Genomic DNA, 26,872 nt, shown 5'->3' with positions numbered 1-26,872 from the left:
CCGACGGCCCGCCGGGCCCGCCCACCGGAACCGGCCCACGACCCCCGCCCGACCGGCGAGTCACCGGACCCCCGCACCGGAACCGGCACGCGACTCCCACGCTGGCCGACGGGTCACCGGGCCTCCGCACCGGTGCCCGGGCCACCGAACTCCGCCCGCACCGCCGCGGTGTGCGCACCGAGCGGCGGCACCGCGCCCATGGCCGGTTCCCAGGCGTCCGACATCACCGGCGGCAGCATCGCCTCCATCGTGCCGGTGGGCAGCGGCACGGCACGGAACCGGTCCCGGGCCACCAGTTGCGGATGCCGGGTCAGCTCCTCGGGCGTGCGCAGCAGCGCGTTGGCGATACCCGCCGCCTCCAGCAGGTCGACCACCTCGGCGCTGGTGTGCGCGGCGAAGGCCCGCTCCAGCAGTGCGGCCAGCTCCCGGTCGTGGGCGACCCGGTCCGGATTGCCGCCGAACCGCGGATCGTCCAGCAGTGCGGGCTGTTTCAGCACCTCGCGGCACAGCCGCTGCCATTCCCGATCGTTCTGCACGCCCAGGAACACAGTGCCGTCGGCGGTCCGGTACGGGCCGTAGGGCGAGATCGAGGGATGTTTCGCGGCCGTCCGCCGCGGCGGCTCGGCGCCGTAGCGAGAGAAATAGGCGGGCTGACTCATCCACTCGCCGAGCGCGTCGATCATCGCCACGTGCAGCGACGCGCCGCGGCCGGTGTGGTCGCGGTCGTAGAGCGCGGTCAGGATGCCGCTGTAGGCGTACATACCGGTGGCGATGTCGGCGACGGAGAATCCGGCCTTGGCCGGCGTCTCCGGGGTGCCGGTGGACAGCACCAGTCCGGTCTCGCACTGCAACAGCAGGTCGTAGGCCTTTTTCGCGCGATACGGGCCCTCGGGTCCGTAGCCGGAGATGGCGCAGTGGACCAGTTCCGGCCGCGCGGCACGCAGCGTCCCGGCGTCCAGACCCGCCCGCTCGGCCGCGCCCGGCACCAGATTCTGCACGAACACGTCGGCCCGGCCGATGATCGCGTCCAGTACCCGCCGGTCGCCGGGCTGTTTGAGATCCAGCTCGACGCTCTCCTTACCGCGGTTGAGCCAGACGAAATAGCTGGATTCGCCGTGCACGGTCCGGTCGTAGCCGCGGGCGAAATCGCCGGCCCCCGGGCGCTCCACCTTGATGACACGCGCGCCGAGGTCGGCCAGCTGGCGGGTGGCGAACGGCGCGGCCACGGCCTGTTCGACCGCGACCACCAGGATGCCGTCCAGCGGACGGCGGATCCCGGCTTCGGGAAAATCGTTGCCGGACAAGCTCAGTCGATCCTGTTCCGGGAGATCAGCTGACGGGCGATGACATTGCGCTGGATCTCGTTGGTGCCCTCGCCGACGATCATCAGCGGCGCGTCCCGGAAGTAGCGCTCCACATCGAACTCGGTGGAGTAGCCGTACCCGCCGTGCACCCGCACCGCATTCAGCGCGACCTCCATCGCCACCTCGGAGGCGTACAGCTTGGCCATCCCGGCCTCCATGTCGGCGCGCTCGCCGGAGTCGTAGCGGCGGGCCGCGTACTGGACCAGCTGCCGGGCGGCGGTCAGCTTGGTGGCCATGTCGGCGAGATAGTTGCCGATCGACTGGTGCTGCCAGATCGGCGTGCCGAAGGTCTCGCGCTGCTGGGCGTACCGCAGCGAATCGTCGAGGGCCGCCTGGCCGACACCGAGGGCACGGCAGGCCACCTGGATCCGCCCGACCTCCAGCCCGCGCATCATCTGCCCGAAGCCCTCGCCCTCGACGCCGCCGAGCAGCGCCGAGGCCGGGACGCGCAGATCGTCGAAGGACAGCTCGCAGCTCTCCACGCCCTTGTAGCCCAGCTTCGGCAGATCGCGCGACACGGTGAAGCCGGCCGGATCGGCGAAGGCCGGGCCCTTCTCGACCAGCAGGATGCTGATGCCGCGATGCGCCGGCCGCGCGGCCGGGTCGGTCTTGCACAGCAGTGCGACCAGGGAGGACTTGCGCGCGTTGGAGATCCAGGTCTTCGAGCCGTTGACGACGTACTCGTCGCCGGTGCGGCGGGCGGTGGTGCGCAGGCCCTGGAGGTCGGAACCGCCGCCGGGTTCGGTGAGCGCCATGGTGGCGCGGATCTCGCCGGTGGCCATCCGCGGCAGGTAGCGGTCGCGCTGTTCCGGGGTGCCGTAGTCGACCAGCAGTTTGGACACCACGGTGTGGCCGCCCATCGCGCCGGCCAGGCTCATCCAGCCGCGGGCCAGTTCCTCGGTGACGGCCGCGTAGCAGGGCGTGGACACCTTGACCTCACCCCACGGCTCCGGAATGGCCAGCCCGTAGATGCCGAGCTGCTTCATCTGCTCGATGAGCTTCTCGGGATAGACGTTGGCGTGCTCGAGTTCCTGGACGACCGGTTTGACCTCCCGGTCGACGAAATCGCGCACCACGGCGACGATCGCGGTCTCTTCCTCGGTCAACTCGTGCATCTCACTCTTTCCGTGGTTCCGGCCGATCGGTCTGGATTCGGACATCCGCCCGCAGTACCATCATGAACTCTGATGGATAGGCATGTGAAATACCATCTTTTGATGGCTCCCATGCCGGGACGCGATAAGGAGGCCCGGTGGACCTGAAACAGCTCAAGGCGCTGGTGACCGTGGCCGAGGTGGGCAGTGTGACCCGGGCCGCGGAATTGCTGCATCTGGTCCAGCCGGCCGTCACCCGGCAGATCCGGGCCATGGAGACCGAACTCGGCGTGGCGTTGTTCGAACGCACCCGCAACGGGATGCAGCTCACCGAGGCGGGCGCGATCATGGCCGAACGGTCCCGGCGCGCGCTGCGCGAGCTGGCCCGTGCGACCGCCGAGATCCACCCGCAGCGCGGGGAGGTGTCCGGACAGGTCACCGTCGGATTGCTGGAGAGCACCCTCGACACCCTGGCCGAGCCGCTGGTGACCGCGGTGAAGGCGAGCCATCCGCACATCGAACTGCGGATGCAGACCGGCTATTCCGGACATCTGCAACGCTGGCTCGACGACGGCGATCTCGATGTCACGCTGCTGTACAACCTCACCGACACCCCGTCGGTGAACGTGGTGCCGCTGCTGAGCGAGCAGCTCTGGGCGGTGGCGCCGCCGGAGGCCGGGCTGCGGGCGGACCGGCCGATCCCGCTGGCCGAGGTCGCCGAACAGTCGCTGGTGATGCCGGCGCCCGGGCACGCCCTGCGCGCCCTCATCGATACCGCCGCGGCCCGCACCGGCGTCCTCTTCGACGTCAGCGTGCAGACCAACTCCCTGGCCCTGCAGAAGCAGTTCGTGCTGGGCGGGCACGGCTGGACCATCCTGCCCGGCGCGGGCATCGTCGCGGACGTGACGGCCGGGGTGCTGAGCGCCGCGCCGCTGTGCGAACCGGAGATCCGCCGCCTGGTGGTGCTGGGCATGCCGCGCACGGGCCGGTTGCCGGCCGCCGCGGAAGTGGTGGCGCAGGAACTGGTCCGGCAGGTGCGCACGGCGGTCCAAGCGGGCCGCTGGCCGTCGGCCCGGTGGCAGGAGCACGGCGGCGGCGCCAGGTAGAACACGATACTGTTTTCTCAGATCGGTGATCGGCCTCGCTGTAATGCCGTTCTCGCATTATGACATCGGGGAATGCATCCATGCGGGAATATTATTTCTCAGATGTGTTCTGCATCACTCATGATTTGCGGGCATCGGAACCGCACATGAGAGAAAGCCAGAGCCCATGAACCAGGTCTCCAGGGTGACCGCGCTTTTCGCGCTCGCTGTCGCCGCGTCCGCCGTCACCGCCGGCACCGCCGCGGCGGCCCCGTCCGGCACGGACAACGCGGCGGTGGTCGCCGCGCCGGCCGCCGCCCCGGTCGATGAGCAGCAGGCTCCCGGCGCGGCCCAGAGCGGGCCCGTGGATCCGAACACCGAGTACACCAAGGCATTCGACGCGATCGCGATGGCGTGGGGCAACGACTCCACCCTGGGCCGCGTGGTCGGCTCCGCGATCGGCGCGGCCGTCGGCTGCGGCCTGGGTGCGGTAACCGCCGGTTCGCTGACGATCGCGGTTCCCGTCATCACCCCGATCATGGCCTTCGGCGGCTGTGTGGTCGGCGGTGGCACCGCCGGATTCCTCGGCGGCACCGTCGGCAGCATCGTCACCGGCGCCGGCCCACTGGCCGACGCGGTCGGGCAGCAGTACGGGAGCCTGCACGCCAAGGGCCTGATCGCGCAGCCGCTGCCGGACGCCGCGGCCGCCCGGTAGCCCACCGCCGCGCCGCGGCCCGAGCCGTCGATGCCGGGCCGCGCGGGCCGGCGAACTCCGCAGACCATTCGGCAAGACAGGAAATGAGCAGGACCATGAAGGTGAAGACTCAGGGTGCGACCCTAACCGCGCTGACCGCGATGGCGGCCATGGCGATCGCCGCGGGTACGGCGAACGCCGACCCCGTGAATCCGGATCCGCAGCAGCGGACGATGACCGTCGATCTGGCCCCCGGCGTGCAGTACACCGGCAATGTGGCCGAGAACGCGGCGGTCGTGCGCACACCGATCGGCAGCATTGCGATGCGGGCCGGCCAGATCGGCATCCAGGACGCGGCGGGCAACGCGCTGTACGGGGCTCCCGTGCAGGCGATCGGCCCCACCTCGCCCGCCGACACCGGTGCGGCGGCGTCCGCGCCCGCCGCCGCATCGGTGGCCGACAGCACCGAGGCGGCCGCGGCTCCCGTGGCCCGGCAGGCCCAGCCGGTCGGTGACTTCAACGCCGATCTGCACGCGGCCGTCGAGGCCGCCGACGGGCAGATGGGCCTGGCCATGGGCCTGGGCGTGCTCGGCGGCTCGCTGATCGGCATCGCCGTGGGCTGCCCGATCGGCATCGCCACCGGCGGCACCCTGATGGCGCTGGCCTCGGTGGGCACGCTGACCCTGCCCGCGCTGGTGGCCGGCTGCGTGGTCGGCGCGACCGCGGTCGGCGGCCTCGGCGCCACCGTCGGCGGCGTCGTGGCCGCCCTCCCGGTCGGCATCGCCACCGGTGTCGCGACCTTCAACCAGTTGCAGGCCCAGCACGGGACCCCCGCTCAGACGGCACCGGCCGCAGGCTGATCGGCACTCTGCGCCAGTATGGTTCCCATGATGCAGTATCCGATGTTCATCGACGGGAAGGATCATTCTCCTATTGGTGGAGAGTGGTTTCCCACCGATAATCCTTATCTGGGCACCCCCTGGGCGCAGATCGCGAAGGGCGGCGCCGACGATGTCGACGCCGCCGTCACGGCCGCGGCCCGTGCCTTCGTCTCCGGCCCCTGGCCGGAGTTCACCCCCAGTCAGCGCGGCGCGCTGCTGCGCAAGCTCGGCGACGTGCTCGCCGAGCACGCGCAGCGCCTGGCCGAACTGGAGACCCGCGACAACGGCAAGCTCTACGCCGAGATGTTCGCGCAGGTCTCCTATCTGCCGCAGTGGTTCTACTACTACGGCGGGCTGGCGGACAAGGTCGAGGGCACGGTGCTGCCGCTGGACAAGAAGGGCTACTTCTCGTACACGAAGAAGGAGCCGATCGGCGTGGTCGGCATCATCACGCCGTGGAATTCGCCGCTGATGCTGCTGACCTGGAAGCTGGCTCCCGCGCTGGCGGCCGGCTGCACCGTGGTGATCAAGCCCTCGGAGTTCACCTCCGCGTCCACGGTCGAACTGGTCCGGCTCTTCGACGCGGCGGGCGTGCCGCCCGGGGTGATCAACGTCGTCACCGGGTTCGGCGCCGACGTCGGGTCGCCGCTGGTCGAACATCCGCTGGTCCGCAAGATCAGCTTCACCGGCTCCGACGGCACCGGCAGGTATATCGGCGCCGCGGCGGCCAAGGATTTCAAGCATGTCGGCCTCGAACTCGGCGGCAAGTCGCCGAACATCGTCTTCGACGACGCGGATCTCGACGCCGCCGTCAACGGCGTGGTGTCGGGCATCTTCGCGGCCACCGGGCAGACCTGCCTGGCCGGTTCGCGGCTGCTGGTACAGCGCAGCATTCACGACGAATTCGTCGGGCGCGTGGTGGAATTGGCGAGATCCGCGCGGATGGGCGACCCACGCGCGGAGACCACCCAGGTCGGGCCGATCACCACACCGCCGCAGTATCGCAAGGTGCTGGACTACATCGAGGTGGCGAAAGCCGAAGGCGCGCAGGCGGTCCTGGGCGGCGGGCCGGCCACCCGGCCGGAGTGCGGCACCGGCTGGTTCGTCGAGCCGACCATCTTCACCGGCGTCGACAACGCGATGCGCATCGCCCAGGAGGAGGTGTTCGGCCCGGTGCTGGCCGTCATCCCCTTCGACGACGAGGACCATGCCGTCGCCCTCGCCAACGACGTGCGGTTCGGGCTCGCGGCGGGGGTCTGGACCTCCGACATCGGCCGCGGTTTCCGCATGGCCGACCGCATCCGCTCCGGCACGGTATGGGTGAACACCTACCGTGCGGTGAGCTACCTCGCCCCCTTCGGCGGCTTCAAGGACTCCGGGATCGGCCGCGAGAACGGCATCGAGGCCGTCGGCGAATACCTGGAGAACAAGACGGTATGGATCAACACCGGTGCGCCGGTGGGCAATCCGTTCGTCATCCGCTGACAGACCACATGGCGGGTGTGGGCGCCGGGACCCTCTGACCGGCGCCCACACGGACTTCCGCGACCGCGCACCGCGCCGACCGGCGCCGGCGCACCGTCAGCGGCGCCGGACCTCCGCCGGGTCGATATTGCCGATACCCCGGATATCCTTGGTGCCCAGCGGAATCAGTTCGAATCCGGGATCACCGGCGAGTTCGCCGGTGACCTCCGGGGCGGCCAGCACGGTGTGCGGTTCGGCGAGGGCGGTGAGCCGGCTGGCCAGATTCACCGTGGTGCCGAAGACGTCGCCGAGGTAGTTCAGCACCGAGCCGTAGGCCAGCCCGATGCGCACCCCCGGGATCAGCGAATCGTCCGCGAAGCGCACCGACAGCCGGGTGGCGATGTCGGCCAGGCGCACCGCGCCGTCGGTGGTGAACAGCACCTCGTCGCCGAGCATCTTCACCACGTTGCCGCCGCAGTCGGCGACGATCTCGGTGGCGCGGTACTCGAACCGCGCGATCAGCCGCTTCAGATCGATGTCCGAGTACGACCGGCTCAGTTCGGTGAAGCCCACGATGTCGGCGAAACCCACACCGGCGACCGGCATCTCGGTCTCGGCGGTGTCGTGCAACCGGCCGATCGCGGTGACCACCTGGCGCCGCCACATCTGGCCGAGCACCCACTGCGCCTCCGGCATCCGCAGCACCAGCTGCTCGATCGCGTCCCGGCCCACGGCCCGGGAACGGTCGCGATGGCTGGCGACGATCTCCATCTGCAACTGCGCCAGATAGCCGATCGCGCGGCTGAGAATCCTGGTGAGCCGCAACGACTCCGGCTCGTCGAGTGCGCCGTCGGTGACGTAACCGGTGATCAGGCGCAGCAATTCGACGTCGGAGGCGGTGAACTCCAGTTCACCCGGCGCGGCCTGCGGATAGCCCAGCGCCCGCCAGTAGCGGCGGGCGCGCTGTTCCGTGACTCCCGCGACGGCCGCGGCCTCACCGGCGGTGTAGCACAACGGTTCCCCGAGACCCGGGGGCACCGGCCCCGGGTCGCCGGGGCCGGGCAGCGGTGCGGACACGGCCCCCTACCCCGCTACCGATCCGGGGCGCCGAGGGCGCGCACGAAGCCCTCCGGCAACAGCACGTCGGTGCGGCTCAGATCGTGGATCGAGCTGTGCCCCAGAGCCAGCAGCGTCGAATCGATCCCGTTGCGCAGCACGTCGAGCACGTTCTCGACACCGGCCTGGCCGTTGGCGGCGAGGCCCCACAGGTAGGCGCGGCCGATCATGACCGCGCGGGCGCCCAGGGCCACGGCCTTCACCACGTCGCTGCCGCGGCGGATACCGCCGTCGATCACGACCTCCAGCTGGTCGCCCACCGCGTCCACGATGGCGGGCAGGGCGCGGATCGAGGCCGGGGTGCCGTCGAGGTTGTTACCACCGTGGTTGGACACCGAGATGGCGGCCACGCCGGCGTCGACGGCGCGGCGTGCCTCGTCGACCCGATAGACGCCCTTCAGCAGCAGCGGGCCCTCCCACTGCTCGACCAGCCAGCGCACATCGTCCCAAGACGGCGGCGCGGTGTTCATCCACTCGCCGTAGGCGCCGAAGAACGTGGGGATCGAGCCGTCGGCGCCGACCATGTTCGGGACGGTCAGGTCCGGCACGTGCCCGGTGCGGGCGAACGACCACAGCCAGCCCGGCCGCCGCAGCGCCTCGGGAGCGAAGCGCATCGCCTCCTTGAAGGTGAGCTTCTCCGGGATGTGCGGGCTGCCCCAATCGCGGCCGTAGGAGAACGACCAGTCCAGGGTGAGGATGACGGCCAGCGCCCCGGCCTGCCGGGCCCGGTCCAGGCGGCGCAGCATGTCGTCGCGGGACCCGATCCAGTAGAGCTGGTAGAAGGTCTTCGGGTTGGCGGCCAGCACGTCCTCGACCGGCTTGCTCGCGAAGGAGCTCAGCCCCATCGCGGTGCCGCGGGCGGCGGCGGCGCGTGCCACGGCCACCTCACCGTCGGGATGCACGGCCTGCACACCGGTGGGCGAGATGATCACCGGCAGCGAGATGTCCTGTCCCAGCAGGGTGGTCGACAGATCCCGCTTGGCGGACATACCCGCGGTGAGCGGCGCGAAGGCGATCTCGTCGAACGCGCTCATGTTCTCCTGATAGGTGACGCCCTTCTCCGAACCGGCGAGCAGCGCGCTGTACACCGACGGCGGTAGCCGCTTCTTCGCGCGCCGCTGCGCCTCCGCCACTGTCTCGAACCAGCTTCCGGCCATGAAAAATCTCCTTGTCGCAGTCGTGTTCATCGCGGCCGGTTCCGGCCGCGCTCGGGATGTCGCGGTGTGTCAGTTGCCGCGCATACGCGGACGGACAACCTTGGGACGCAACGGCATCCAGGTTCGGTGCCGCAGGCAGCCGGTGTAGACACCGGCGCCGTAGGCGATGTCGTCGGCCAGCCGGGCCGCCGCGGTGCGCAGCGGACGCCGCCCGCCGCCGTCGCGCAGGCCGGTGGCCAGCAGCAGCGCGGCCAGCGCCAGCCGCCTGCCCCAGCGGCGGCGGCCACCGGGCAGCGCCGCCGCCAGCAGTACCGGAGCGGCGAATTGCGTCGCGTACCTACCGCTTTCGACGGCCGTCCGATGGATGCCGGCGGCCGTCGCGCCCAGCGCCAGGTCGGCCGGGACCCCGGCGCGATCCAGCGGGACCGCCACGGTGGCGGCACTGCCGACGACACCGGCCAGCACCACCAGCGGCCGCCGGGCCAGCAGGCCCAGCACCGCCAGCACGGCCCACGGGTGCACGATCAGCGGGGGCACGCTGCCGGGATGCAGTTCGGCCAGGGGCGCGGCCGAGGTGCCGTAGCGGAAACGCCGGGCCAGCAGCCGCCGCAGCGAGGCCGGTTCCTCGTGCGCCACCCGCACCGCCGGATCGTAGCGCACCCGCCAGCCCGCCTCGTGCAACCGCCACACCAGGTCGACATCCTCGCCGACGCGCAGTCCGGGGTCGAAAGCCTCACCGTCCCAGCCGACATCGATCACCGCGCCGCGGCGCACCAGCAGTGCGGCGGTGGGCACGAAGGCGACCGCGCCGCGCGGCTGCACCCGCGCCGGGCGCTCACCGAGGTCCAGGCCGCAGCGGCGGGGGTGCCGGCCGTCGGGCAGGGTGACGATGCGCGGGGCCACCGCGGCGACCACCGGATCGGCGAAATGTCCTGCGAGACCGTCGATCCAACCCGGTTCGGGCACGCAATCGCTGTCCAGGAAGGCGATCAGCTCGGTGCGGACCACGCGCAGCGCGGTGTTGCGCGCCGCCGCGGGCCCCTGATTGCGGTCGTGCCGCACCAGCGTCACGCCCGGCCGGTCGGTGGCCGCGGTGATCGCCGCGGCATCCGCGGAACCATCGTCGATCACCACCACCGGGTAGTCGCCGCCGAGAGCGTCGAGGCAGCGGGTCAGCATGTCGGCGCGGTCGAGCACCGGGATCACCACGGTGAGGTTGGGCCGGGTCTCCGGCCGCGGCGGCCGCGGATGGGCCAGGCCCGCGTCGGTGAGCCGGCGGGCCAGCACCCCGGCGGCCCGGCCGGTCACCGGGCCGGACTCCAGTTGCTGCCACAGCCGGGCGCCGGCGGGCGTCAATCGCATTACGCGCGACGGTGTTCCGCCCCACCAGACGTTGCCCGGCAGCAGTCGCACGCTCACGTCCGGCACCATCCGGAACCCGGACGGCAGCGGATCGACGGCGCTGAGTGTGGTGGCCAGTGCGGCATCCTCGGTCACAGCGACAGCCCTCCATCCGCGGAAACGATCGAACCGGTCATCGCCCCGGATTCCGGGCCGGCCAGGAAGGCCAGCACCGAAGCGATCTCGGCGGGTTGCAGCAACCGGCCCACCGGCTGCTGCCCGGCGAACCGCCCCGGTTCCGGCAGTCCGTACAGCCGGGCGGTCTCGGCGAGGATCGCGGTGTCGGTCGACCCCGGGCTGACCGCGTTGGCGGTCACCCCGCTGCTGCCGAGTTCCGCGGCCAGCGCCCGGATCAGCCCCGCCACACCGGCTTTCGCGGCACAGTAGGCCGCCAGCATGGGCAGCCCCTTGGTCGCCGCCGCCGAGGCGATCGCCAGGAACCGCCCGGTGCGCGGCGCCGGTCGCGACAGCAGTGCCGGGATCGCCGCCCGCGCCAGGTTGATCACCCCGCCCAGGCAGATGTCCAGCACCACCCGCTCCTCGTCGACGGACTGCTCCCACAGCGGAACCCCGCCGGTCATCACCCCGGCGACCGCGAGCGCGGCGTCCAGCCCACCCCAGTTGTCCACCGCCGCCGCCACCGCCCCGTGCAGCGCGCCGGTGTCGCGTACATCGGCGACATACGAAACAGCCTGTCCCCCAGCCTCTTTGGCCGCGAGCACCACGGCCTCCAGCTCGTCGCGGGTCCCCATGGCGTACGGCAGCGCCGGATCGTCGGCGGCCATGTCCACGGCCAGCACCGACCAGCCCCGCTCGGCCAGCGCCAGCACGGTCGCCGCCCCGATCCCGCGCGCGGCCCCGGTCACCAGCGCCACCCGGCCCGCGCCGGGTCCCGGTTGCTGTTCGCTCATGGTCCCACCTCGTACTTCGTCCCGAACCGCGCGCCCACCGCACACGTATACCGAATGCTCTCGCCCGCAGCGCTTTTCAGCGGCCACACGTCCGACGCACACCGAATCGCACCCTCGGCCGGGCAACCGCGCGGCGACGCACCCGGGCGCCGGGCGCACTCCCCCGTCATCAGCGCGGTCACTGCGAGTGAATCGCCCCGGACCGCCGACAGCTCACCGACCGAACCCCGCATGCGGCGCGGCACGACGGCACGACGCGCGGCGCGGGTACCGGCCGCGGCAGTCCGGCAGATCCGCGCCGAGGCGTCCGCTCCGGGAAATCCGCTTGCGGACATCACCTTTCGGATCGGCAGCGCTGCCAGGGCGTGATTCAGGCCGCGGATGTCTCGCGCCATGTGGTCACCTCCCGGAGCAATGCGGTGGTCAGGGTGTCGAGCAGGGCCCGGCCCTCGGTCGCGGTGGCGCCGGTGGGGTCGCCGAGGATGCCCGATTCGCTCACGGCGCGGACGCCGCCGGCGCGCAGGTCGGCCATCAGGTCCGGCAGCGGGCTGGTATTGCCCGGCACCGCGCGGTCGGCGTGGACCGCCGCCGGGCGCAGCGCCAGTTGCAGCGCGGTCTCGACGCGGCCCGCGTGCGGGTCGCCGGACCAGCGCGGCGAGAAGACATGGACGTCACGGGTTTCCGCGCGCAGCCGGGCCGCCGCACGCGCGACCGGCGCGGCGTTGCCACCGTGCGCGGAGACGAACAGCAGGTGCGCGAAGGTGTCGCTCGCCGAGCGGCCCAGCTCCAGCAGCAGCAGTTCGGTCACCTCGAGGCCGATCGACAGTGTGCCCGGGAATCCCGCGTGCTCGCCGCTGGACCCGTAGGCCACCGGCGGGGCCACCAGCACATCCGCGCGCCGCCGCGCCAGCCGCGCACACAGCGCCACCGCGATATCGGTGTCGGTGCTCAGCGGCAGATGCGGGCCGTGCTGCTCGGTGGCGCCGATCGGCACCGCCAGCAGGGCACCGGCGGCCGCGCGGTCACGCACATCGGTCCAGGTCAGGTCGGCGAGCAGCGTCATGATCGGCGTCCGGTGAGCGGTGCCGCGGTGGTGCCGGGCACCGGGCGATCGACTGCCGGGACACCGGACCGGGCAGCTTCGTTCACCGGCCGGGCAGCGCCGTTCGTGGCGCATGCGGAGCTGTTCACGGCCGTCTCCCCGGCGCCACCAGGTTCGACAGCACCGCTGCCGAACTGTCCAGTGCCGCACCGGAACCCGCGAGGGTGGCGGCGGCGGTCACGGACAGGACAGTGGTGGAGCCGGAGGGACGAGCCATGATTCACCGCCGAGCGCCGGAATCGGCCAGCGGCGCGGCGAAATCGGCCAGCGGGTTCTCGTCGCAGGCGCGCTGCGGCATCCCGGGCAGGCCCAGGGTGACCTTCTTGCCGCGGTGCGAGTGATCACCGGTCGGCTTGGGCGCCTCGGCGCGATCGGCGCCGGCCAGCGCCGATTCGCCGTGTCCGCGAACGCATTCCGGGTCCGGTCCGTCCAGCGGCAGGCCGGTGAAGAACTTGGCCGCCATGCAGCCGCCGCGGCAGCTGTCGTAGGCCGAGCAGGAGGCGCAGGCGCCACCGGTCTGCGGGCGGCGCAGGTCGGTGAACAGCTCCGACTCCCGCCAGACCTTCTCGAAACCGCCGGGGGTGCGCACGTTTCCGGCCAGGAAGTTGTCGTGGATGGCGAACGGGCAGGCGTACACGTCGCCGACCGGATCCACCAGGCACACCACTCGGCCGGCGCCGCACAGGTTCAGGCCGGGCAGCGATTCGCCGTAGCCCGCGAGGTGGAAGAACGAGTCGCCGGTCAGCACCCGCTCGCCGTTGCCGAGCAGCCAGTCGTACAGCTCGCGCTGCTGGCCGGGCAGCAGGTGCAGGTCGTCCCACACGTCGGCGCCGCGGCCGGACGGGCGCAGCCGGGTCAGCCGCAGCTGGGCGCCGTAGCGGTCGGCGATCGCGGCGAACTCGTCGAGCTGGGCGACATTGTGCCGGGTCATCACGACCGACAGCTTCATGTCGCGCTTGCCCGCGGCGGCCAGCCGTTCCAGCGCCCGCATGGAGGTGGCGTACGAGCCCGCCCCACGCACCGCGTCGTTGATCTCCGCGGTGGCGCCGTCCAGCGAGATCTGCACGTCGACGTAGCTGTTGCTCGCGACCTTGCGGGCGGCCTCGTCGGTGATGCGAATACCGTTGGTGGAGAACTTGACTCCGACATGGTGCGCGGTCGCGTAGTCGACCAGCTCCCAGAAGTCCGATCGCACGGTCGGTTCCCCGCCGCCGATGTTGACGTAGAACACCTGCATCCGCTCGAACTCGTCGATCAGCGCCTTGCATTCGGCGGTGGTCAGTTCGCGCGGGTCGCGCCGGCCCGAGCTGGACAGGCAGTGCACGCAGGACAGGTTGCAGGCGTAGGTCAGTTCCCAGGTCAGGCAGATGGGCGATTCGAGCCCGTATTGGAACTGCTCGACCAGGGGCAGCGGGGTAGCGGTCACTGCGGATCGGTCCTTTCCCGGATCATGTCGGAGGCCGCGAGGGCGGCGAGGGCGGTGCGGTAGACGGGCAGGTCGGCTTCGGTGAGGCCGGCCGCCAGGCAGGCGGCGCGGGCACTGTCGGCCGTGGCCAGACCTTGCAGGACCGCGAACAGAGTGCGGTTCTTCAGAAAGGACAACCGCCGGTTCCCGAAGTGATAGAGCATCGCGCCGAACCGCTCGGGCCGGATGGACACCAGCTCCGACACCTGCCAGGCGGCCTCGAGATCGAACGGGGCGGGCGCCGCCGGGGCAGCGCCCGCGGCGGCGGTCAACTCAGTAGACACCGCACATTCCGTCGATCGACACCTCTTCGACCAGCAGATCGTCGGCGACGAGCAGCTCGGTGGACTGATCGACCGTGTTCTCACCCATGAGTGACTCCTTTTCCTTCGGTAACGACAACTTCCTTCTCTTCGTAAGATAATGTCACGACGTGACAGAAACAAGACCCGGTCCGCGCGGCCGCCCTCGGCGGACGAGCAACCGCAACCTGGAGCTCATCGCGCTGCGGCTGTTCGCCGAGCAGGGCTTCGAGGAGACCACGGTCGACCAGATCGCGACCGCGGCCGGGGTCAGCACCCGCACCTTCTTCCGCTATTTCGAGTCGAAGGCGGCCGTGCTGCTGAACGAGTTCGACCAGGAGGTGCAGACCATCCGCACCCTGCTGGCGGAGTCGCCGCCCGACCTGCCGGTGATGGCGTCGGTGCACCGCGCGGTGCTCACCGCCAACAGCTACAGCGCCGAGGACGTGCCGGAACTGCGCGCCCGCGTCGGCCTGCTCGGCTCGGTGCCGGAACTGGCCGCCAGCGCGGCCGTGCACTACGACGCCTGGGAACGCGCGATCAGCGAATTCGTCGCCGCCCGCACCGGCGGCTCACCGGACTCGCTGACCGCGCTCGCCGTCGGCCGCGCCACCCTCGCGGTGTGCCGGGCCGCCTACGATCGCTGGGTGGTCGAGGCCGAGGGCGACCTCACCGTCTACCTCGACGCCGCGCTGCGCGCCCTGCAGGCCGGCTTCGACGACACGACCCTCGGCGCCAGACCCCTGGATGAGAAAAAGCTCGGGCGACACTGAGAAATCTCTGTGGGACCTGGAGCCCGGACCTGCATATTCGGCATACTGCACGGGCCGGACCGGACGAAGGGGCAGGGATCGAATGCGGATGCACGACAAGACAGAACGGCTGCCGCAGCGCTGGGCGCACGCCGCGGCGGCCTCGGCGCTGCTGCTGGGCAGCGGCGTCGCGGCGACGTTCGGTGGCTCCGCGGTGAGCGCCGCCGCCACCGCGGACAGCGACATCCACTATGTGGCACTGGGTGATTCGTTCGCCGCCGGCTCGGGGGTGTTCCCCGAGCACGACGTGAGCGCCTGCTTCCAGTCGGAGCTGAACTATCCGAAAGTGGTCGCGGCGCAACTGCACGCCACCAGCTTCCGCGACGCGACCTGCGGCGGCGCCACGCTCACCGATCTGCATGACGCGCAGCCCGCGATCTCCGGCAGCGCCGGATCGTCCGCGCCGCAGTTCGATTCGCTCACCCCCGACACCACCCTGGTCACGATGACCATGGGCGGCAACGACATCGGGCTCGCCGCCCAGGCGCTGGCCTGCTTCAACGCGCTGCCGCAGCCGCACGGCCACTCGTGCACCGAGCAGTACACCGCCGACGGCCGCGACGGCATGGGCGAGCGGCTGGCCGCCCTGGCCCCCGGCTACGATCGCGCACTCGACGACATCCATGCCCGCGCGCCGCTGGCCACGGTCGTGATCGTCGGCTACCCGACCGCCGCGCCGCCCGGCGGCTGCCCGCAACAGCCGGCCTGGCCTGCCGACGTCGACTACCTGAACAGCGTCCTCGGCCGCCTCAACGACGTGCTGCGCACCGCGGCCACCCGCCACGGCGACCGCTACGTCGACACCGCTACCCCCAGCGTGGGCCACGACATGTGCCAGACCCCCGACCGCCAGTGGATCAACGGCCTGATCCCGTCCTTCGCCTCCCCGGCCCTGGCCCCCCTGCACCCCAACGCCGCCGGTGAACAGGCGATCGCCGACGAGGTCGTCGCCACGCTCGGCTGACGCGGATCCGAGGCGCCGACGCCGGCCGCCCGGCCGCCACCCGGCCCGGGATCTCCGCCGCGCATCGTCGAAAATCGGTGCCGCCGCGCTCTGTGCGCCGATGACCCGGTACCGGCCACCGGACGGGAGCCGCCTGTCGATCCGGGCCGGGCCGCGCCGGATCCGATCGGCGCGCCTGAGCCCGCGCGCGGGAACCGCCCGCAATAGTGGTTGCTGAAATGTTGCTAATGCTCGAGGTGCCGACGGGAACTTCTTCCAACCGGAGGTCGAGGGTGATTCGGCGGAACAGATCACGGGCACGGATCAGCGAGGCGCGGCGGTGACCGGCGAGCCGGCGGTCGAGACGGTCCTGCTCGGCGGGTATGCGATCGTGCTGGTCTCGATGGCGTTCGGGCTGGACCGGACGACCCGGCGCGGTGGCGTCGACGATCCGTCACCGCAATCGGTGGCCACCCGCTCCCCGCGCGATATCGCGCTGGTGACGATGGCGGCCCTGTTCCTGCTGCTGGCCGCGCTGCTGCATCCGCGCGACCTGCCGGCGCTCGGCCCGGTGCTGATCGGCTGGGCCGTGGTGGCCCGGACGATCGCCGACCGCTCGGGGCGCGCGCGGCCCGCACTCCGCCGATCCCGGCACCGCGCCGGACGTCTGCTGTCGAATCGCCAGTCCGGATGAGCCGCCGATACCGGCGCAGCGCCGGATATTTGCTGTCGAATCGCCGATCCGGGATGAGATAGCACATCACTGTCGACTGCCCCGGCCCGCATGCGGGTCCGAGTTCGCGCCGGCCGGTGGGTCCGATACTCGATCAGCGCCGGTCCGCGCCGCTCAGCCGGTGACGGGAGCCGGATCCGGGGTGGGGGTGCGGGACGGGAGCAGGCGGGCGGCCAGGCCCAGGGTCGCGCCGGCGACGACCGTGCCGGCCATGGGGAGGCCGGTGGCCGGGCCGCCGAGGCCGACCAGGGGCGAGACCAGGGCGCCGAGGGTGAATTGCAGGGCGCCCATCAGGGCGCTCGCGGTGCCCTTGGCGTGCGGGGCGCGGGCGACGGCCAGGGCGGTGGCGTTGCCCGCGATCAGGGGGAAGACGCAGACCTGGAGGAACAGGGCGGGCAGGACCGCGGTGGCGGGGGCGTGGATCAGCAGCAGGATCAGGACGAGGGCGCCGAAGCCGAGCATGGCGGACTGGCCGACGGTCAGCAGGGTCTGCGCGCGGATCCGGGTGGTGAGGCGGGCCGCGAGCGCGCCGACGACGACCATGCCGAGGGCGTTGGCCGCGAAGACGATCGTGTACTGGGTGGTCGACAGGCCCAGGACGTTCTGGATCACGAACGGGCGCCGGAGGTGCGGTCGGCGGCGACCGCGCGGCTGATCACGATGCCCGCCGCGCCGGTGCAGCCCTGGACGAAGCGGCCCGCCGTCAGCACCCAGATGTTCGGCGCCAGGGCACAGGCCAGGGTCGCCAGCAGGGCGACGAGGCTGCCGAGCAGCAGCGGGCGGCGGCGGCCGAGCCGGTCCGACAGCGGGCCGATCACCAGCTGCCCGAGCGCCAGGCCGATCAGGAAGGTGGTGAGGGTCAGCTGCACGCTCGCCGCGCTGGTGTGCAGGTCGGCCGCCAGCCGGGTGAACGCCGGCAGGTACATGTCGATGGAGAAGGGGGCCAGTGCCGACAACAGCGCCAGGACCGCCAGCAACATGCCGGGCACTGCCGGTCGACCTCGGCTCACCACGGTGGCCACCTCCTCGTTGATCGTCGCGCTCATTCAACAGCTACCGGCGCGACCTCCGCGTTCCGGGCCTCGGCCGGGTCGCCGCGGACCTGGTCGAACCAGGTGCGAGATTGCCGTTTGCTTCTACGCGTATTGAGATTCTCATCGACGGCAAGTAGCGTATCCGAACAGGGCATATGCCCTATTCGGCGACGTTGCTGGAGGGAGAACCCCATGCAGTTCCTTGTCTTCGCCTCTCCTACCGTGGGCAAAGAGGACGAGTTCAACGAGTGGTACACAGGGGAGCACATCCCCGACATGCTGAAGATCCCGGCAGTCACGTCGGCCACCCGGATCCGGCTGCGCCCGGTCGGCGGCACGGAGAAGCGCCCGGAGTACCTGACCACCTACGAGGTCGACGGCGATATCGACAGCCTGATCAAGGAGATCGGGGTGCGCACCCGCAACGGCGATTTCGGCGCCACCTCGGACACCCTGGACATGAGCTCGGTCCGGATGATCGCCGGGGAGCCCGCCTGATGCCGTCGGTCGAGATTCTCGGGGGCAATGTCGAGTACGAGATCCTCGGGGACAGTGGCGATCTCATCGTCCTCACACCGGGTGGCCGCTTCAGCAAGGACTTTCGCGGGGTACGGCCGCTGGCCGAGGGGCTGGTGGCCGGTGGCCACCGGGTGCTGCTGTGGGACCGCCCCAATTGCGGTGTCTCCGATGTGCAGTTCTTCGGGATCACCGAATCCCACATGCGCGCAGAGGTTCTCGCCGGTCTGCTGCGGGCGCTGGACACCGGGCCGGTGATCCTCGCCGGCGGGTCCGGCGGCGCGCGCGACTCGATCGTCACCACCATCGAATATCCGGACCTGGTCCGGAAACTGGTGCTGTGGAACATCGTCGGCGGTCTCCAGGGCCAGTTCATTCTGGGCTCCTACTATGTGGTGCCGACGCTGCTGGCGGTGCGGACCTCGGGAATGACGGCGGTCGCGGAACTGCCCGAGTGGCAGACGCTGATCGAGGCCAATCCCAAGAACCGGGAGCGCATCCTCGGGCAGGACCGCACCACGTTCAACCAGCTGATGCTGCGCTGGCTCGAGGCGTACGTGCCCAAGCCCGGCCAGACCATTCCCGGCGTCGCGGACGTCTCGTTCGCCGACATCCGGGTCCCGACGCTGATCATCCGCGGCGGCAAGGACGACTACGACCATCCCAAGCGCACCTCGCTCGAGGTGAGCTGCCTGATCGACGGATCCGAGCTGATCGACCCGCCGTGGCCCGAGGACGCCTGGGAGCGGGCGACCGAGGCGCGGGCCCGCGGCGAGGACGTGGGCGGATTCGACACCTGGGTGCAGGCGGCGCCGCCGATCCTGGAATTCCTGGCACGCAGCTGAATTCACGGCGGCAGCCGAATTCACGCCGTGCGGGTGACGGCCGGGGCCCGCGGGCCCCGGCCGTTCACTTCTCGACGATATTCACCTCGCAGTTCAGCGAGGCCTCCAGCGCGGTATGGATACGACTCTCCGGAATTCGCGCCAGATCGTTCGCGGCGATGTACACGGTGACGACGTCGAATCCGTTCCCGGTATCTTCCCGGGCAATATCGCCGGTAATTCCGAAACCGGCCAGCACGCCGTGCGCATCGTCGTCGGTGCCGCGGCTGATATAGGTCACCGGACCAGGTTCCGGGCTGGTCGAGAAGGTTTGCACACACAATTTCTCGACCGCCGCGCGCAATGCGGCGCCGTCGTCGCCGGACATCAGGACCTGCATTTCCCGGCGCGGATCCGAGGGCCGTTCGAAGACCTCCATGCCGTGCTCCGGGGCCTGCGCGGCGAAGTCGGCGGCGCGTTCCGCCAGCAGTTCCGGCGTGAGTTCCCGCGCCGGGTCCACCTTGATTCGAATCACCGCAGTACGCATGCCGTGATTCTAGCGGCGGAACAATAGCGGCGGCGCGCTCGGCCCCGTCACTCGGTATGCGCGGGATCCGTTTCGGCGGTGATCGCCCGGGGGCCGGACGGCAGGCCGACGGCCCGCGACCACGGCGCCCCCTCGAAGGCCCGCACGAAATCCTCGGCGAATTCCACCAATTCCCGGTGCCCCAGCGTGATTCCCAGGCTGGACTCGTTCACCAGGGTGGCCCCGAGGCTGGAGATCATGACCGACATGAGTGTCGGCGGCAGCGCGTCGAGATCGATACCGTGGCCGCGCATGATCACGGTGAGCGCGGCGACCTGACTCTCCCGGTAGCGTTCGGCGTAGGTGGCGAATTCGGCGCGAATCTCCTTGCGGTGGTTGGCCAGCGCCATGAATTCCATCAGCATCGCGGCGCCGCGCGGCTCGGTGGCCACCTCCCACAGCGCGCGCATCGGATCGCCGGCGGCCAGCGCCTTGCGCTGCCGCTCCAGATTCGCCTCGGCGCCGCGCCGGAACACCGCCAGGAACAGCTCGTCCATGGTCGGGAAGTAGTAGTAGACCAGGGCCGGATTGACACCGGCCTTCGCGGCCACCCGGCGCGAGGTGGCGGCGGCATAGCCTTCCTCCAGCATGATGTCGGCGGTGGCCTCGATCAGCTGGTCACGGGTCTCGGTGTCGCCCTCGCGGCGGCGCTTGCGCGGTGTGCTCATCGGGCCGCCTCGCCGTGCCCGGCGGGGGCGGCACCGTTCCCGGTACCGGTCATCCGTCGAATCTATCATTAGGCGATCGATCAGCACTTGACCACGCGCCGCGACGGCCGGGCCCGCGCGATCGGCTCCCGCCTCCCCCGAACATCGCCCTGGCCAGGCTGTTTCATGTGGTGATAGCCCATCCGGAAGCGGTGTGATCCTTGACATTCCCGGCCATCCGGTGTTAAACACTTGCGTAGCAGAGCGCGGCCGGGCACCGATCCCTCCGGATCCGATCCGGCCCCGCCGCACCCCGCGCACCGTCGACCAGAAGTGGTTGCCGGGCATCATGTTTCAGCGCAGATGGAGGACCGGTCCGATGACCGCAGTCGAGCGCCCCCTACCCGCGGACGACCCTCCGGGTTTAGGCGATCGCATAGCAAACGGTGATGTGCGACGGCGACCGCACCGGGCCCGCCGATCCGAACTGGCCACCCCGGCGAGCAACGAGTCGATGTGCGCCGCCGCCGCCCGCTCCGGCGCCGATCTGGTGTTCCTGGATCTGGAGGACGCCTGCGCACCGTCGATGAAACAGGCGGCGCGCTCGATCGCGGTGCGCGCCTTCACCGAACTGGACTGGGGCCGGACCACCCGCGCGGTGCGCATCAACGGCCTGGACACGCCGTGGTGTCACGACGACCTCATCCAGGTGGTCACCGGCGCCCGCGACGCCCTGGACGTGATCATCGTGCCCAAGGCCCGCAGCGCCCGTGACGTCTGGTGGGTGGATGTGCTGCTCACCCAGCTCGAGTCGAAACTCGGCCTGACCCGGCCGATCGGCCTGGAGATCCTGATCGAGGAGGCCGAGGGCCTGCTCGCGGCGGCCGAGATCGCGAAGGCCTCCCCCCGGGTGGAGGCGATCATCTTCGGCGTCGGCGACCTGTCGGCGGCGTTGCACGCCCGCGTGGGCGGCAACTTCCGGCCCGCGCCGGGTGCGTATCCGGGCGACTTCTGGCATTTCGCGCGGGTCCAGGTGCTGGCCGCGGCGCGAGCGGCGGGGGTCGACGCGATCGACTCCCCCTACCCCGACTACGCCGACGGCGACGGTTACCGCGCCGACGCCACCCAGGCCGCCCTGCTCGGCTTCGACGGGAAATGGGCCATCCACCCGTCCCAGGTGCCGATCGCCAACGAGGTGTTCACCCCGACGCCCGCGGAGGTGGCACACGCGCGCGCCCTCGTCGACGGCTATCGCGCCGCGCAGCGCGACGGCGTCGGCGCCCTCGGGCAAGGCGGGCAACTGGTCGACGCCGGACATCTCCGCCTCGCCGAGAACATCCTGCGCACAGCGGAATTGGCGGGCACCGACGGCGCACCCCCGCCCCGGGGCATCGGGCGCATCCACTCGTCGCCCACCGACGGCAGCGGTCGCCGATCGACCGCCGGAGGCGACGACCTCCCGGCGCATGCCGGAAACACCGATCGCACCACACGTCCCGAAGGCGGCGAGCAGTGAGCGCCGAGGGGCGGGAGGGCCGCCTGGCCGGGCGGGTCGCGGTGGTCACCGGGGCCGGGTCCGGGATCGGCCGCGCCACCGCACTGCTGTTCGCTCGCGAGGGCGCGCGGGTGGTGTGCGCGGATATCAGTGGGCGCGAGGAGAAGACGGCCGCGGCCATCGGTGACGCGGCCATCGGGGTGCACGTCGACGTGGCGAAGGCCGCCGACGTCCGGACCATGATCGACACCGCGGTCGCGTCCTTCGGACGCCTGGACGTGCTGTTCAACAACGCCGGGCTCAGCGGGCAGCGCGGTCCGCTGGCGGAGATCGACGAGGACTCGTTCGACACCGTGCTGGCCGTGAACCTCAAGGGCGCCTTCCTCGGCATGAAGTACGGCATCCCGGCCATGCTGGCCTCCGGCGGCGGTTCGGTGATCAACACCGCCTCGGCCTCGGCGCTGGTCGGCTGGAAACATCTCGCGCCCTATGCCGCCGCCAAAGGCGGTGTCGTGCAACTGACCAAGTCCGCCGCGCTGGACTACGCCACGAAAGGCGTCCGGGTGAACGCGATCTGCCCGGGGATGACCTGGACCGGCCTGGCCGGGGCCGCCGACGACAGCACCCCGCCCGCGGACCTGGTGCCACCGCAGCCGCTGAACCGCTGGGGTCTGCCCGGCGAACTGGCCGCCGCCGCACTGTTTCTCGCCAGCGACGAGTCGTCGTTCGTGACCGGGGCCGCGATCCCGGTCGACGGCGGCTACGTCGCCCGCTGACCGCCGCATCCGCACCAGCGAACGAGGCCCACATGACCAGACCCTTCCGCTTCGCCGTTCAGGCGACCCGGCCCGGCTCCGGCGCCGAATGGCACGAGACCGCCCGGCGCATCGAGGAACTCGGCTATTCCACACTGTTCCTCGCCGATCACTATCTGGGCAAGGGACCCGCCGCCAAGGAGGCGCGTTACCCACCCCAGCATCTGGCCCCGATCACCGCGATGGCCGTCGCCGCCGCGGTGACCACCACGCTGCGGATCGGCTGCCGGGTGTTCTGCGCCGACTACCACGTGCCCGGCGTGCTGATGAAGGAGGCGACCACCCTGGATCGGCTGTCCGACGGCCGTCTGGAATTCGGCATCGGCGGCGGCTGGAGCGAACCTGAGTACCGGGCCATGGGCATCCCGTTCACGCCGGGCGCGCAACGGATCTCGAAGCTCGAGGAGGTGGTGGCGCTGTTCAAGGCGCACTGCTCCGGCGAGCAGTTGGACATCGCGGGCGACTACGTGACCGCCCGCGACTACGCCGGACTGCCGCTGCCGGTGCAGCGGCCGCATCCGCCGATCATGATCGGCGGCAGCCGCCGCCGGGTGCTGTCGCTGGCCGGCCGCGAGGCCGATATCGCCAGCATCAGCAATGTGCCCTTCGATCCGGTCGACGCGGCGGGCCGGACTCCGCAGCAGGAGGCCGCGCGGCGGCTCGGCTTCGTACGCGACGCCGCCGGAGATCGCTTCGGCGACATCGACATCGAGAGTTCGCCGTTCTTCACCGCCGTCACCGCCGACCCGGCCGCGGCGCTGTCCGGGATCGCGACGGTGCTGCGCATCTCCGCGGACGGCCTCGGTGATCACCCCAACGTACTGACCGGCACCGTCGACGAGATCGCCGACCGGCTGCTGGAACGACGAGAAATCTACGGCGCCAACTACATCACCGTGCAGCAGACCGAATTCGCCGCCTTCGCACCGGTTGTCGAGCTGCTCACCGGCAAGTAGGCCGCGCACCCGGAGCGCGCACCCGATCGAAAGGACCGAGATGGTCAAACGCACACGCTACAGCGAGTACAAGGACCGCTACGCCAACTACCGGTTCGAACTCGACGCCGACGGCATCCTGCTCATGCAGTGCCACACCGACGGCGGCTCGCTGGTCTGGGACTGGAAATCGCACGACGACATGGCCGACGCCTTCGCCGACGTGGCAGGCGACCGGGAGATCAAGGTGCTGATCCACACCGGCACCGGCGAGAACTACAACGCCGACTGGGGTTTCATGCCCGACGGCTCCCGCATCGATCCACCGGTCTACCAGGCCATGCCCGGTGACCGCGGGTTGTGGAAGCTGGACGAGAAGGCCTGGTACAACCGCAATCTCATGTTCAACGTGCTGAACGTGGACGTGCCGATGATCAGCGCGGTGAACGGGCCGTGCAACATCCACTCCGAGGTCCCGCTGATGGGCGATATCGTGCTGGCCTCGGAGGACGCCTGGTTCCAGGATGTCTCGCACTTCCCGCGCGGGCAGGTGCCCGGCGACGGTCAGCACGTGATCTGGAACTTCCTCGTCGGCCACAACCGCGGCCGCTATCTGCTGCTGACCGGCAAGAAACTGTCGGCGCGGGAGGCCCTGGACTGGGGTGCGGTCGCCGAGGTGCATCCGAAGGACCAATTGCTGGACCGGGCCTGGGAACTGGCCCGGGAGCTGGTGAAACGGCCGCCGCTGACGCTGCGCTACACCCGGCAGTTGTTCACCCATGAACTCAAGCGGGCCTTCCTCGACCAGATGGGCCAGGGCATCGGTCTCGAGACCTACGCCCAGCGCGCCTTCTTCCCGGCCGGCGGCCGGATGGCGCCGCTGGACCGGGCCTGGGACGACAAGCCGTGGAGCGGCGGGGCCGAGCCCGGCCCGCAAGGCTGACGAAAATCACAGTGCCGGAAGGCTTCTCCATGCAAGCGCTCAACGGGATCCGGGTCCTGGACCTGGGCACCTATATCGCGGGCCCGTTCTGTGCGACGGTGCTCGGCGAGTTCGGGGCCGACGTCGTCAAGATCGAACGGCCCGGCAGCGGTGACCACCTGCGCCGGTTCGGCACCGAGACCGACTGCGGTGACACCCTGGTCTGGCTGTCGGAGGCCCGCAACAAGCGGTCGGTGACGCTGAACCTCGCCGATCGACGCGGCCGGGACCTGTTGCGGGAGTTGATCGCCGAGGCGGACGTGGTGATCGAGAACTTCCGTCCCGGGGTGATGGAACGCTGGGGGCTGAGCTTCCCGGAGATCCAGGAGCTCAACCCACGCGCGATCCTGCTGCGGATGTCGGCCTACGGGCAGTCCGGGCCGCTGGCCGACCAGCCCGGCTTCGCCCGGGTGGCCCACGCCTTCGCCGGATTGTCGCTGCTGGCGGGCGAACCCGGCGGGCCCCCGGTGACGCCGGGCTCCACCTCGCTCGGCGACTACCTGGCCGGCCTGTACGCGGTGGTGGGAGCCCTGCTGGCGCTGCGCGCCCGCGAGACCACCGGCCGCGGCCAATGCGTCGACCTGGCGCTGTACGAGCCCATCTTCCGGGTGCTGGACGAGATCGCGCCCGCCTACCAGCAATTCGGCTTCGTGCGGGAACGGATGGGCGCCGACACCGTGAACGTGGTGCCGCACAGCCACTATCGCACCGCCGACGACCGCTGGATCGCGATCGCCTGCTCCAACGACGAGATGTTCGCCCGCTTGGCCCGGGCCATGGGTGATCCCGAGCTGGCAGCCCCGGATCGGTTCGGCCCCAAGGCGGCCCGGCTCGCCGCCCGCGACGAGGTGAACGAGCTGGTGCGCGCGTGGGCGGCGGCGCTGCCCCGCGACGAGGCGCTGGCCCGCTGCCGCGCCGCCGAGGTCCCGGCCGGACCGCTGAATTCGATCGCGGACATCTTCACCGATCCGCAGTTCGCGCACCGCGGCACGATCACCGAGGCCGACTCCCGTATCGGAGCACTGGCGGTACCCGGCGTGATTCCGGCGCTGTCGGACACCCCCGGTGCGATCCGCTGGCTGGGACCGGCGCTCGGCGCCGACACCGATGCCGTGCTGCGCGGGCTGCTGCACCGCGAACCCGCCGAGATCGCCGCGCTGCGCGCCGCCGGCGTCGTGTGATCCCGGCCCGAAACCACACCGAGAGAAAGGTTGTGCCATGGCGATTCAAGAGAAACTGGCCACCGGCCGGGGCAAGTTCACGCCCCGATATCCGGAGCTGGGCACCGGCCCGGTCGATTACGACGATGCGGTGTCCGAGGAGTTCTTCCGGGCCGAACGGGAGGCGGTGTTCAAACGGTCCTGGCTCAAGGTCGGCCGCATCGAACAACTCCCGCGCACCGGCAGCTATTTCACCCGGGAACTGCCCGGCCTCGGCTCGATCGTGCTGGTGCGCCAGGCCGACGGCACGGTGAAGGCGCTGCACAATGTGTGCGCGCACCGCGGCAACAAGGTGGTCTGGCAGGAACATCCGGCGGAGGAGACCGCGGGCTCGTGCCGGGTGTTCACCTGCAAATACCACGGCTGGCGCTACGGGCTCGACGGCAAGGTCGCGCACGTCACCAACGAGGACCAGTTCTTCGATCTGGACAAGAACGCCCTCGGCATGCCCGCCCTGCACTGCGACACCTGGGCCGGCTTCGTCTTCGTGAATTTCGATCCGCACGCCCAGCCGCTGCGCACCTTCCTCGGCGAGAAGTTCACCGCGGTGGAGAGCTATCCGTTCGAGCAGATGACCGAGCGCTATGCCTACAAGACCCGGGTCAAGGGCAACTGGAAACTGTCGATCGACACGATCCTGGAGTGGTATCACCCGCCGTACGTGCACGGCCGGTTCATCAATCCGGACGTGTCGAAGGCGGAGAAACTGGTGCCGCCGCCGGACTCCTACCACTACGACCTGTTCACCTCGCACATGCTGAACTCGGTGCCCGGCCCGCCGCCGCTGCCGCCGCGCGCCCCCGGCGCGCTCGGCCCGGCCAGACACGATCAGCGCTGGATCTACAAACTGTTCCGGGCCGGCCTGTTCGGCCCCGACGACGTGCCCGACGTCGGCCCGCTGCCGGATGTGCTGAATCCGGGCCGGATCAAATCCTGGGGCAACGACGCCTACTGGCTGTTCCCGAATTTCTCGGTGCAGCTCTGGGCCCGCAACTACTACATCACCTACCAGTACTGGCCGGAGGCGGTCGACTCGCACAGCTACGAGCTCGACATCTTCTTCGTGCCGCCGCGCAACGCCGCCGAACGGCTGGCCCAGGAGATGACCGCGCAGACCACCATCGAATTCGCGATGCAGGACTCCAACACCGTGGAGGCCACCCATTCGGCGCTGGCCACCGGCGCCAACCGGCAGTTCCACCTGTCGGATCAGGAATTGATGATCCGCAATTTCCACAAGGTCGTCCGCGACACGGTGACCGCCCACCAGAATCTCCCCGGGAAATAGGAGCAG

General features: G+C 70.7%; 30 protein-coding genes. 15 read left to right on the top strand and 15 right to left on the bottom strand.

Annotated features, from left to right (window positions below; all coding sequences use genetic code 11):
- Window positions 1–113 precede the first annotated feature (113 nt).
- Both LBW94_RS00590 and LBW94_RS00585 read right to left on the bottom strand, forming a co-directional pair.
- Window positions 114–1,304, bottom strand: a complete 1,191-nt coding sequence (locus tag LBW94_RS00590) for a CaiB/BaiF CoA transferase family protein (protein WP_225055995.1) — start codon at window positions 1,302–1,304, stop codon at window positions 114–116.
- Between the two features lie 2 nt (window positions 1,305–1,306).
- On the bottom strand, window positions 1,307–2,479 hold the full coding sequence (locus LBW94_RS00585; protein WP_225055997.1) for an acyl-CoA dehydrogenase family protein: 1,173 nt from the start codon (window positions 2,477–2,479) through the stop codon (window positions 1,307–1,309).
- A 137-nt stretch (window positions 2,480–2,616) separates the two neighbouring features.
- Between LBW94_RS00585 and LBW94_RS00580 the strand changes: the two genes are divergently transcribed.
- The 4 genes from LBW94_RS00580 to LBW94_RS00565 all read left to right on the top strand — a co-directional run bounded on the left by LBW94_RS00580 (window position 2,617) and on the right by LBW94_RS00565 (window position 6,603).
- On the top strand, window positions 2,617–3,564 hold the full coding sequence (locus tag LBW94_RS00580) for a LysR family transcriptional regulator (RefSeq protein ID WP_225055998.1): 948 nt from the start codon (window positions 2,617–2,619) through the stop codon (window positions 3,562–3,564).
- Window positions 3,565–3,748: 184 nt separating this feature from the next.
- Entirely contained in the window at window positions 3,749–4,258 is a 510-nt protein-coding gene (locus LBW94_RS00575; protein ID WP_225056000.1) for a hypothetical protein, read from the top strand.
- 95 nt (window positions 4,259–4,353) lie between these two features.
- Window positions 4,354–5,097 (top strand): hypothetical protein, encoded by a 744-nt coding sequence (locus LBW94_RS00570; protein ID WP_225056001.1) that lies wholly within the window; start codon window positions 4,354–4,356, stop codon window positions 5,095–5,097.
- A gap of 27 nt (window positions 5,098–5,124) precedes the next feature.
- On the top strand, window positions 5,125–6,603 hold the full coding sequence (locus LBW94_RS00565; RefSeq protein WP_225056003.1) for an aldehyde dehydrogenase: 1,479 nt from the start codon (window positions 5,125–5,127) through the stop codon (window positions 6,601–6,603).
- Window positions 6,604–6,699: 96 nt separating this feature from the next.
- Here the strand turns inward: LBW94_RS00565 and LBW94_RS00560 are convergent, their stop codons facing one another.
- The 9 genes from LBW94_RS00560 to mftA form a co-directional block, all read right to left on the bottom strand.
- Window positions 6,700–7,659 (bottom strand): adenylate/guanylate cyclase domain-containing protein, encoded by a 960-nt coding sequence (locus tag LBW94_RS00560; protein ID WP_225056004.1) that lies wholly within the window; start codon window positions 7,657–7,659, stop codon window positions 6,700–6,702.
- Between the two features lie 14 nt (window positions 7,660–7,673).
- The gene (mftD, locus tag LBW94_RS00555; RefSeq protein WP_225056006.1) at window positions 7,674–8,855 is read right to left on the bottom strand and encodes a pre-mycofactocin synthase MftD; all 1,182 of its coding nucleotides are present in this window, start codon (window positions 8,853–8,855) and stop codon (window positions 7,674–7,676) included.
- Between the two features lie 69 nt (window positions 8,856–8,924).
- Window positions 8,925–10,352: a mycofactocin biosynthesis glycosyltransferase MftF gene (gene mftF, locus LBW94_RS00550; protein WP_225056007.1), complete on the bottom strand. Its 1,428-nt coding sequence runs from the start codon at window positions 10,350–10,352 to the stop codon at window positions 8,925–8,927.
- Window positions 10,349–11,167: a mycofactocin-coupled SDR family oxidoreductase gene (locus LBW94_RS00545; protein ID WP_225056008.1), complete on the bottom strand. Its 819-nt coding sequence runs from the start codon at window positions 11,165–11,167 to the stop codon at window positions 10,349–10,351. The genes mftF and LBW94_RS00545 overlap by 4 nt, the downstream gene beginning before the upstream one ends.
- Before the next feature lie 370 nt (window positions 11,168–11,537).
- Window positions 11,538–12,230 carry a mycofactocin biosynthesis peptidyl-dipeptidase MftE gene (gene mftE, locus LBW94_RS00540; protein WP_225056010.1) on the bottom strand — a complete coding sequence of 231 codons (693 nt, stop codon included), beginning with the start codon at window positions 12,228–12,230 and terminating at the stop codon, window positions 11,538–11,540.
- Window positions 12,231–12,354: 124 nt separating this feature from the next.
- Window positions 12,355–12,486, bottom strand: a complete 132-nt coding sequence (locus LBW94_RS00535; protein WP_255633897.1) for a hypothetical protein — start codon at window positions 12,484–12,486, stop codon at window positions 12,355–12,357.
- A gap of 3 nt (window positions 12,487–12,489) precedes the next feature.
- Window positions 12,490–13,695 (bottom strand): mycofactocin radical SAM maturase, encoded by a 1,206-nt coding sequence (mftC, locus tag LBW94_RS00530; RefSeq protein ID WP_225056012.1) that lies wholly within the window; start codon window positions 13,693–13,695, stop codon window positions 12,490–12,492.
- Complete coding sequence (gene mftB, locus LBW94_RS00525; protein WP_225056013.1) at window positions 13,692–14,018, bottom strand: mycofactocin biosynthesis chaperone MftB; 327 nt, start codon at window positions 14,016–14,018, stop codon at window positions 13,692–13,694. The genes mftC and mftB overlap by 4 nt, the downstream gene beginning before the upstream one ends.
- Window positions 14,008–14,106, bottom strand: coding sequence for a mycofactocin precursor MftA (gene mftA, locus LBW94_RS00520; RefSeq protein WP_225056015.1), 99 nt, complete (start codon window positions 14,104–14,106; stop codon window positions 14,008–14,010). The genes mftB and mftA overlap by 11 nt, the downstream gene beginning before the upstream one ends.
- A gap of 61 nt (window positions 14,107–14,167) precedes the next feature.
- Between mftA and mftR the strand changes: the two genes are divergently transcribed.
- The 3 genes from mftR (at window position 14,168) to LBW94_RS00505 (ending at window position 16,485) form a co-directional block, all read left to right on the top strand.
- Window positions 14,168–14,809, top strand: a complete 642-nt coding sequence (mftR, locus tag LBW94_RS00515; RefSeq protein WP_225056016.1) for a mycofactocin system transcriptional regulator — start codon at window positions 14,168–14,170, stop codon at window positions 14,807–14,809.
- A gap of 88 nt (window positions 14,810–14,897) precedes the next feature.
- On the top strand, window positions 14,898–15,812 hold the full coding sequence (locus tag LBW94_RS00510; RefSeq protein WP_225056018.1) for an SGNH/GDSL hydrolase family protein: 915 nt from the start codon (window positions 14,898–14,900) through the stop codon (window positions 15,810–15,812).
- Between the two features lie 319 nt (window positions 15,813–16,131).
- Window positions 16,132–16,485 carry a hypothetical protein gene (locus LBW94_RS00505; RefSeq protein ID WP_225056020.1) on the top strand — a complete coding sequence of 118 codons (354 nt, stop codon included), beginning with the start codon at window positions 16,132–16,134 and terminating at the stop codon, window positions 16,483–16,485.
- Window positions 16,486–16,638: 153 nt separating this feature from the next.
- Here LBW94_RS00505 and LBW94_RS00500 read toward each other — a convergent pair whose 3' ends face one another.
- Window positions 16,639–17,136, bottom strand: a complete 498-nt coding sequence (locus LBW94_RS00500) for a hypothetical protein (RefSeq protein ID WP_225056022.1) — start codon at window positions 17,134–17,136, stop codon at window positions 16,639–16,641.
- Window positions 17,133–17,570 carry an MFS transporter gene (locus LBW94_RS00495; protein WP_225056023.1) on the bottom strand — a complete coding sequence of 146 codons (438 nt, stop codon included), beginning with the start codon at window positions 17,568–17,570 and terminating at the stop codon, window positions 17,133–17,135. The genes LBW94_RS00500 and LBW94_RS00495 overlap by 4 nt, the downstream gene beginning before the upstream one ends.
- Before the next feature lie 180 nt (window positions 17,571–17,750).
- On the opposite strand from LBW94_RS00495, the gene LBW94_RS00490 reads away from it, so the two are divergent.
- Together LBW94_RS00490 and LBW94_RS00485 are read left to right on the top strand one after the other, a co-directional pair.
- On the top strand, window positions 17,751–18,056 hold the full coding sequence (locus tag LBW94_RS00490) for a DUF4286 family protein (protein ID WP_225056025.1): 306 nt from the start codon (window positions 17,751–17,753) through the stop codon (window positions 18,054–18,056).
- Window positions 18,056–18,919, top strand: a complete 864-nt coding sequence (locus tag LBW94_RS00485) for an alpha/beta hydrolase (RefSeq protein ID WP_225056027.1) — start codon at window positions 18,056–18,058, stop codon at window positions 18,917–18,919. The genes LBW94_RS00490 and LBW94_RS00485 overlap by 1 nt, the downstream gene beginning before the upstream one ends.
- A 64-nt stretch (window positions 18,920–18,983) precedes the next feature.
- Here the strand turns inward: LBW94_RS00485 and LBW94_RS00480 are convergent, their stop codons facing one another.
- Window positions 18,984–19,445: a hypothetical protein gene (locus LBW94_RS00480; protein ID WP_225056028.1), complete on the bottom strand. Its 462-nt coding sequence runs from the start codon at window positions 19,443–19,445 to the stop codon at window positions 18,984–18,986.
- Between the two features lie 47 nt (window positions 19,446–19,492).
- The gene (locus LBW94_RS00475) at window positions 19,493–20,152 is read right to left on the bottom strand and encodes a TetR/AcrR family transcriptional regulator (RefSeq protein ID WP_225056030.1); all 660 of its coding nucleotides are present in this window, start codon (window positions 20,150–20,152) and stop codon (window positions 19,493–19,495) included.
- A 430-nt stretch (window positions 20,153–20,582) separates the two neighbouring features.
- On the opposite strand from LBW94_RS00475, the gene LBW94_RS00470 reads away from it, so the two are divergent.
- From LBW94_RS00470 to LBW94_RS00445, 6 genes are read left to right on the top strand one after another with little or no spacing between them, the layout of a single operon-like run.
- Window positions 20,583–21,647 carry an HpcH/HpaI aldolase/citrate lyase family protein gene (locus tag LBW94_RS00470; RefSeq protein WP_266269430.1) on the top strand — a complete coding sequence of 355 codons (1,065 nt, stop codon included), beginning with the start codon at window positions 20,583–20,585 and terminating at the stop codon, window positions 21,645–21,647.
- Window positions 21,644–22,402 carry an SDR family NAD(P)-dependent oxidoreductase gene (locus LBW94_RS00465; RefSeq protein WP_225056032.1) on the top strand — a complete coding sequence of 253 codons (759 nt, stop codon included), beginning with the start codon at window positions 21,644–21,646 and terminating at the stop codon, window positions 22,400–22,402. Before LBW94_RS00470 ends, LBW94_RS00465 begins: the two co-directional genes overlap by 4 nt.
- 32 nt (window positions 22,403–22,434) lie before the next feature.
- A complete protein-coding gene (locus tag LBW94_RS00460) occupies window positions 22,435–23,397 on the top strand; it encodes a TIGR03621 family F420-dependent LLM class oxidoreductase (protein ID WP_225056034.1) in 963 nt (320 codons plus the stop codon).
- A gap of 40 nt (window positions 23,398–23,437) precedes the next feature.
- Window positions 23,438–24,319 (top strand): enoyl-CoA hydratase/isomerase family protein, encoded by an 882-nt coding sequence (locus LBW94_RS00455; protein ID WP_225056036.1) that lies wholly within the window; start codon window positions 23,438–23,440, stop codon window positions 24,317–24,319.
- A gap of 29 nt (window positions 24,320–24,348) precedes the next feature.
- Entirely contained in the window at window positions 24,349–25,539 is a 1,191-nt protein-coding gene (locus tag LBW94_RS00450; RefSeq protein WP_225056037.1) for a CaiB/BaiF CoA transferase family protein, read from the top strand.
- A gap of 37 nt (window positions 25,540–25,576) precedes the next feature.
- Window positions 25,577–26,866, top strand: coding sequence for an aromatic ring-hydroxylating oxygenase subunit alpha (locus tag LBW94_RS00445; protein ID WP_225056039.1), 1,290 nt, complete (start codon window positions 25,577–25,579; stop codon window positions 26,864–26,866).
- Window positions 26,867–26,872: the final 6 nt, after the last annotated feature.

It is taken from the genome of Nocardia sp. alder85J (assembly GCF_020176955.2).
Taxonomy (GTDB): Bacteria; Actinomycetota; Actinomycetes; order Mycobacteriales; family Mycobacteriaceae; genus Nocardia.
The sequence above is the reverse complement of the archived record's forward strand: the minus strand, read 5'-3'. Positions and strand labels throughout refer to the sequence as shown.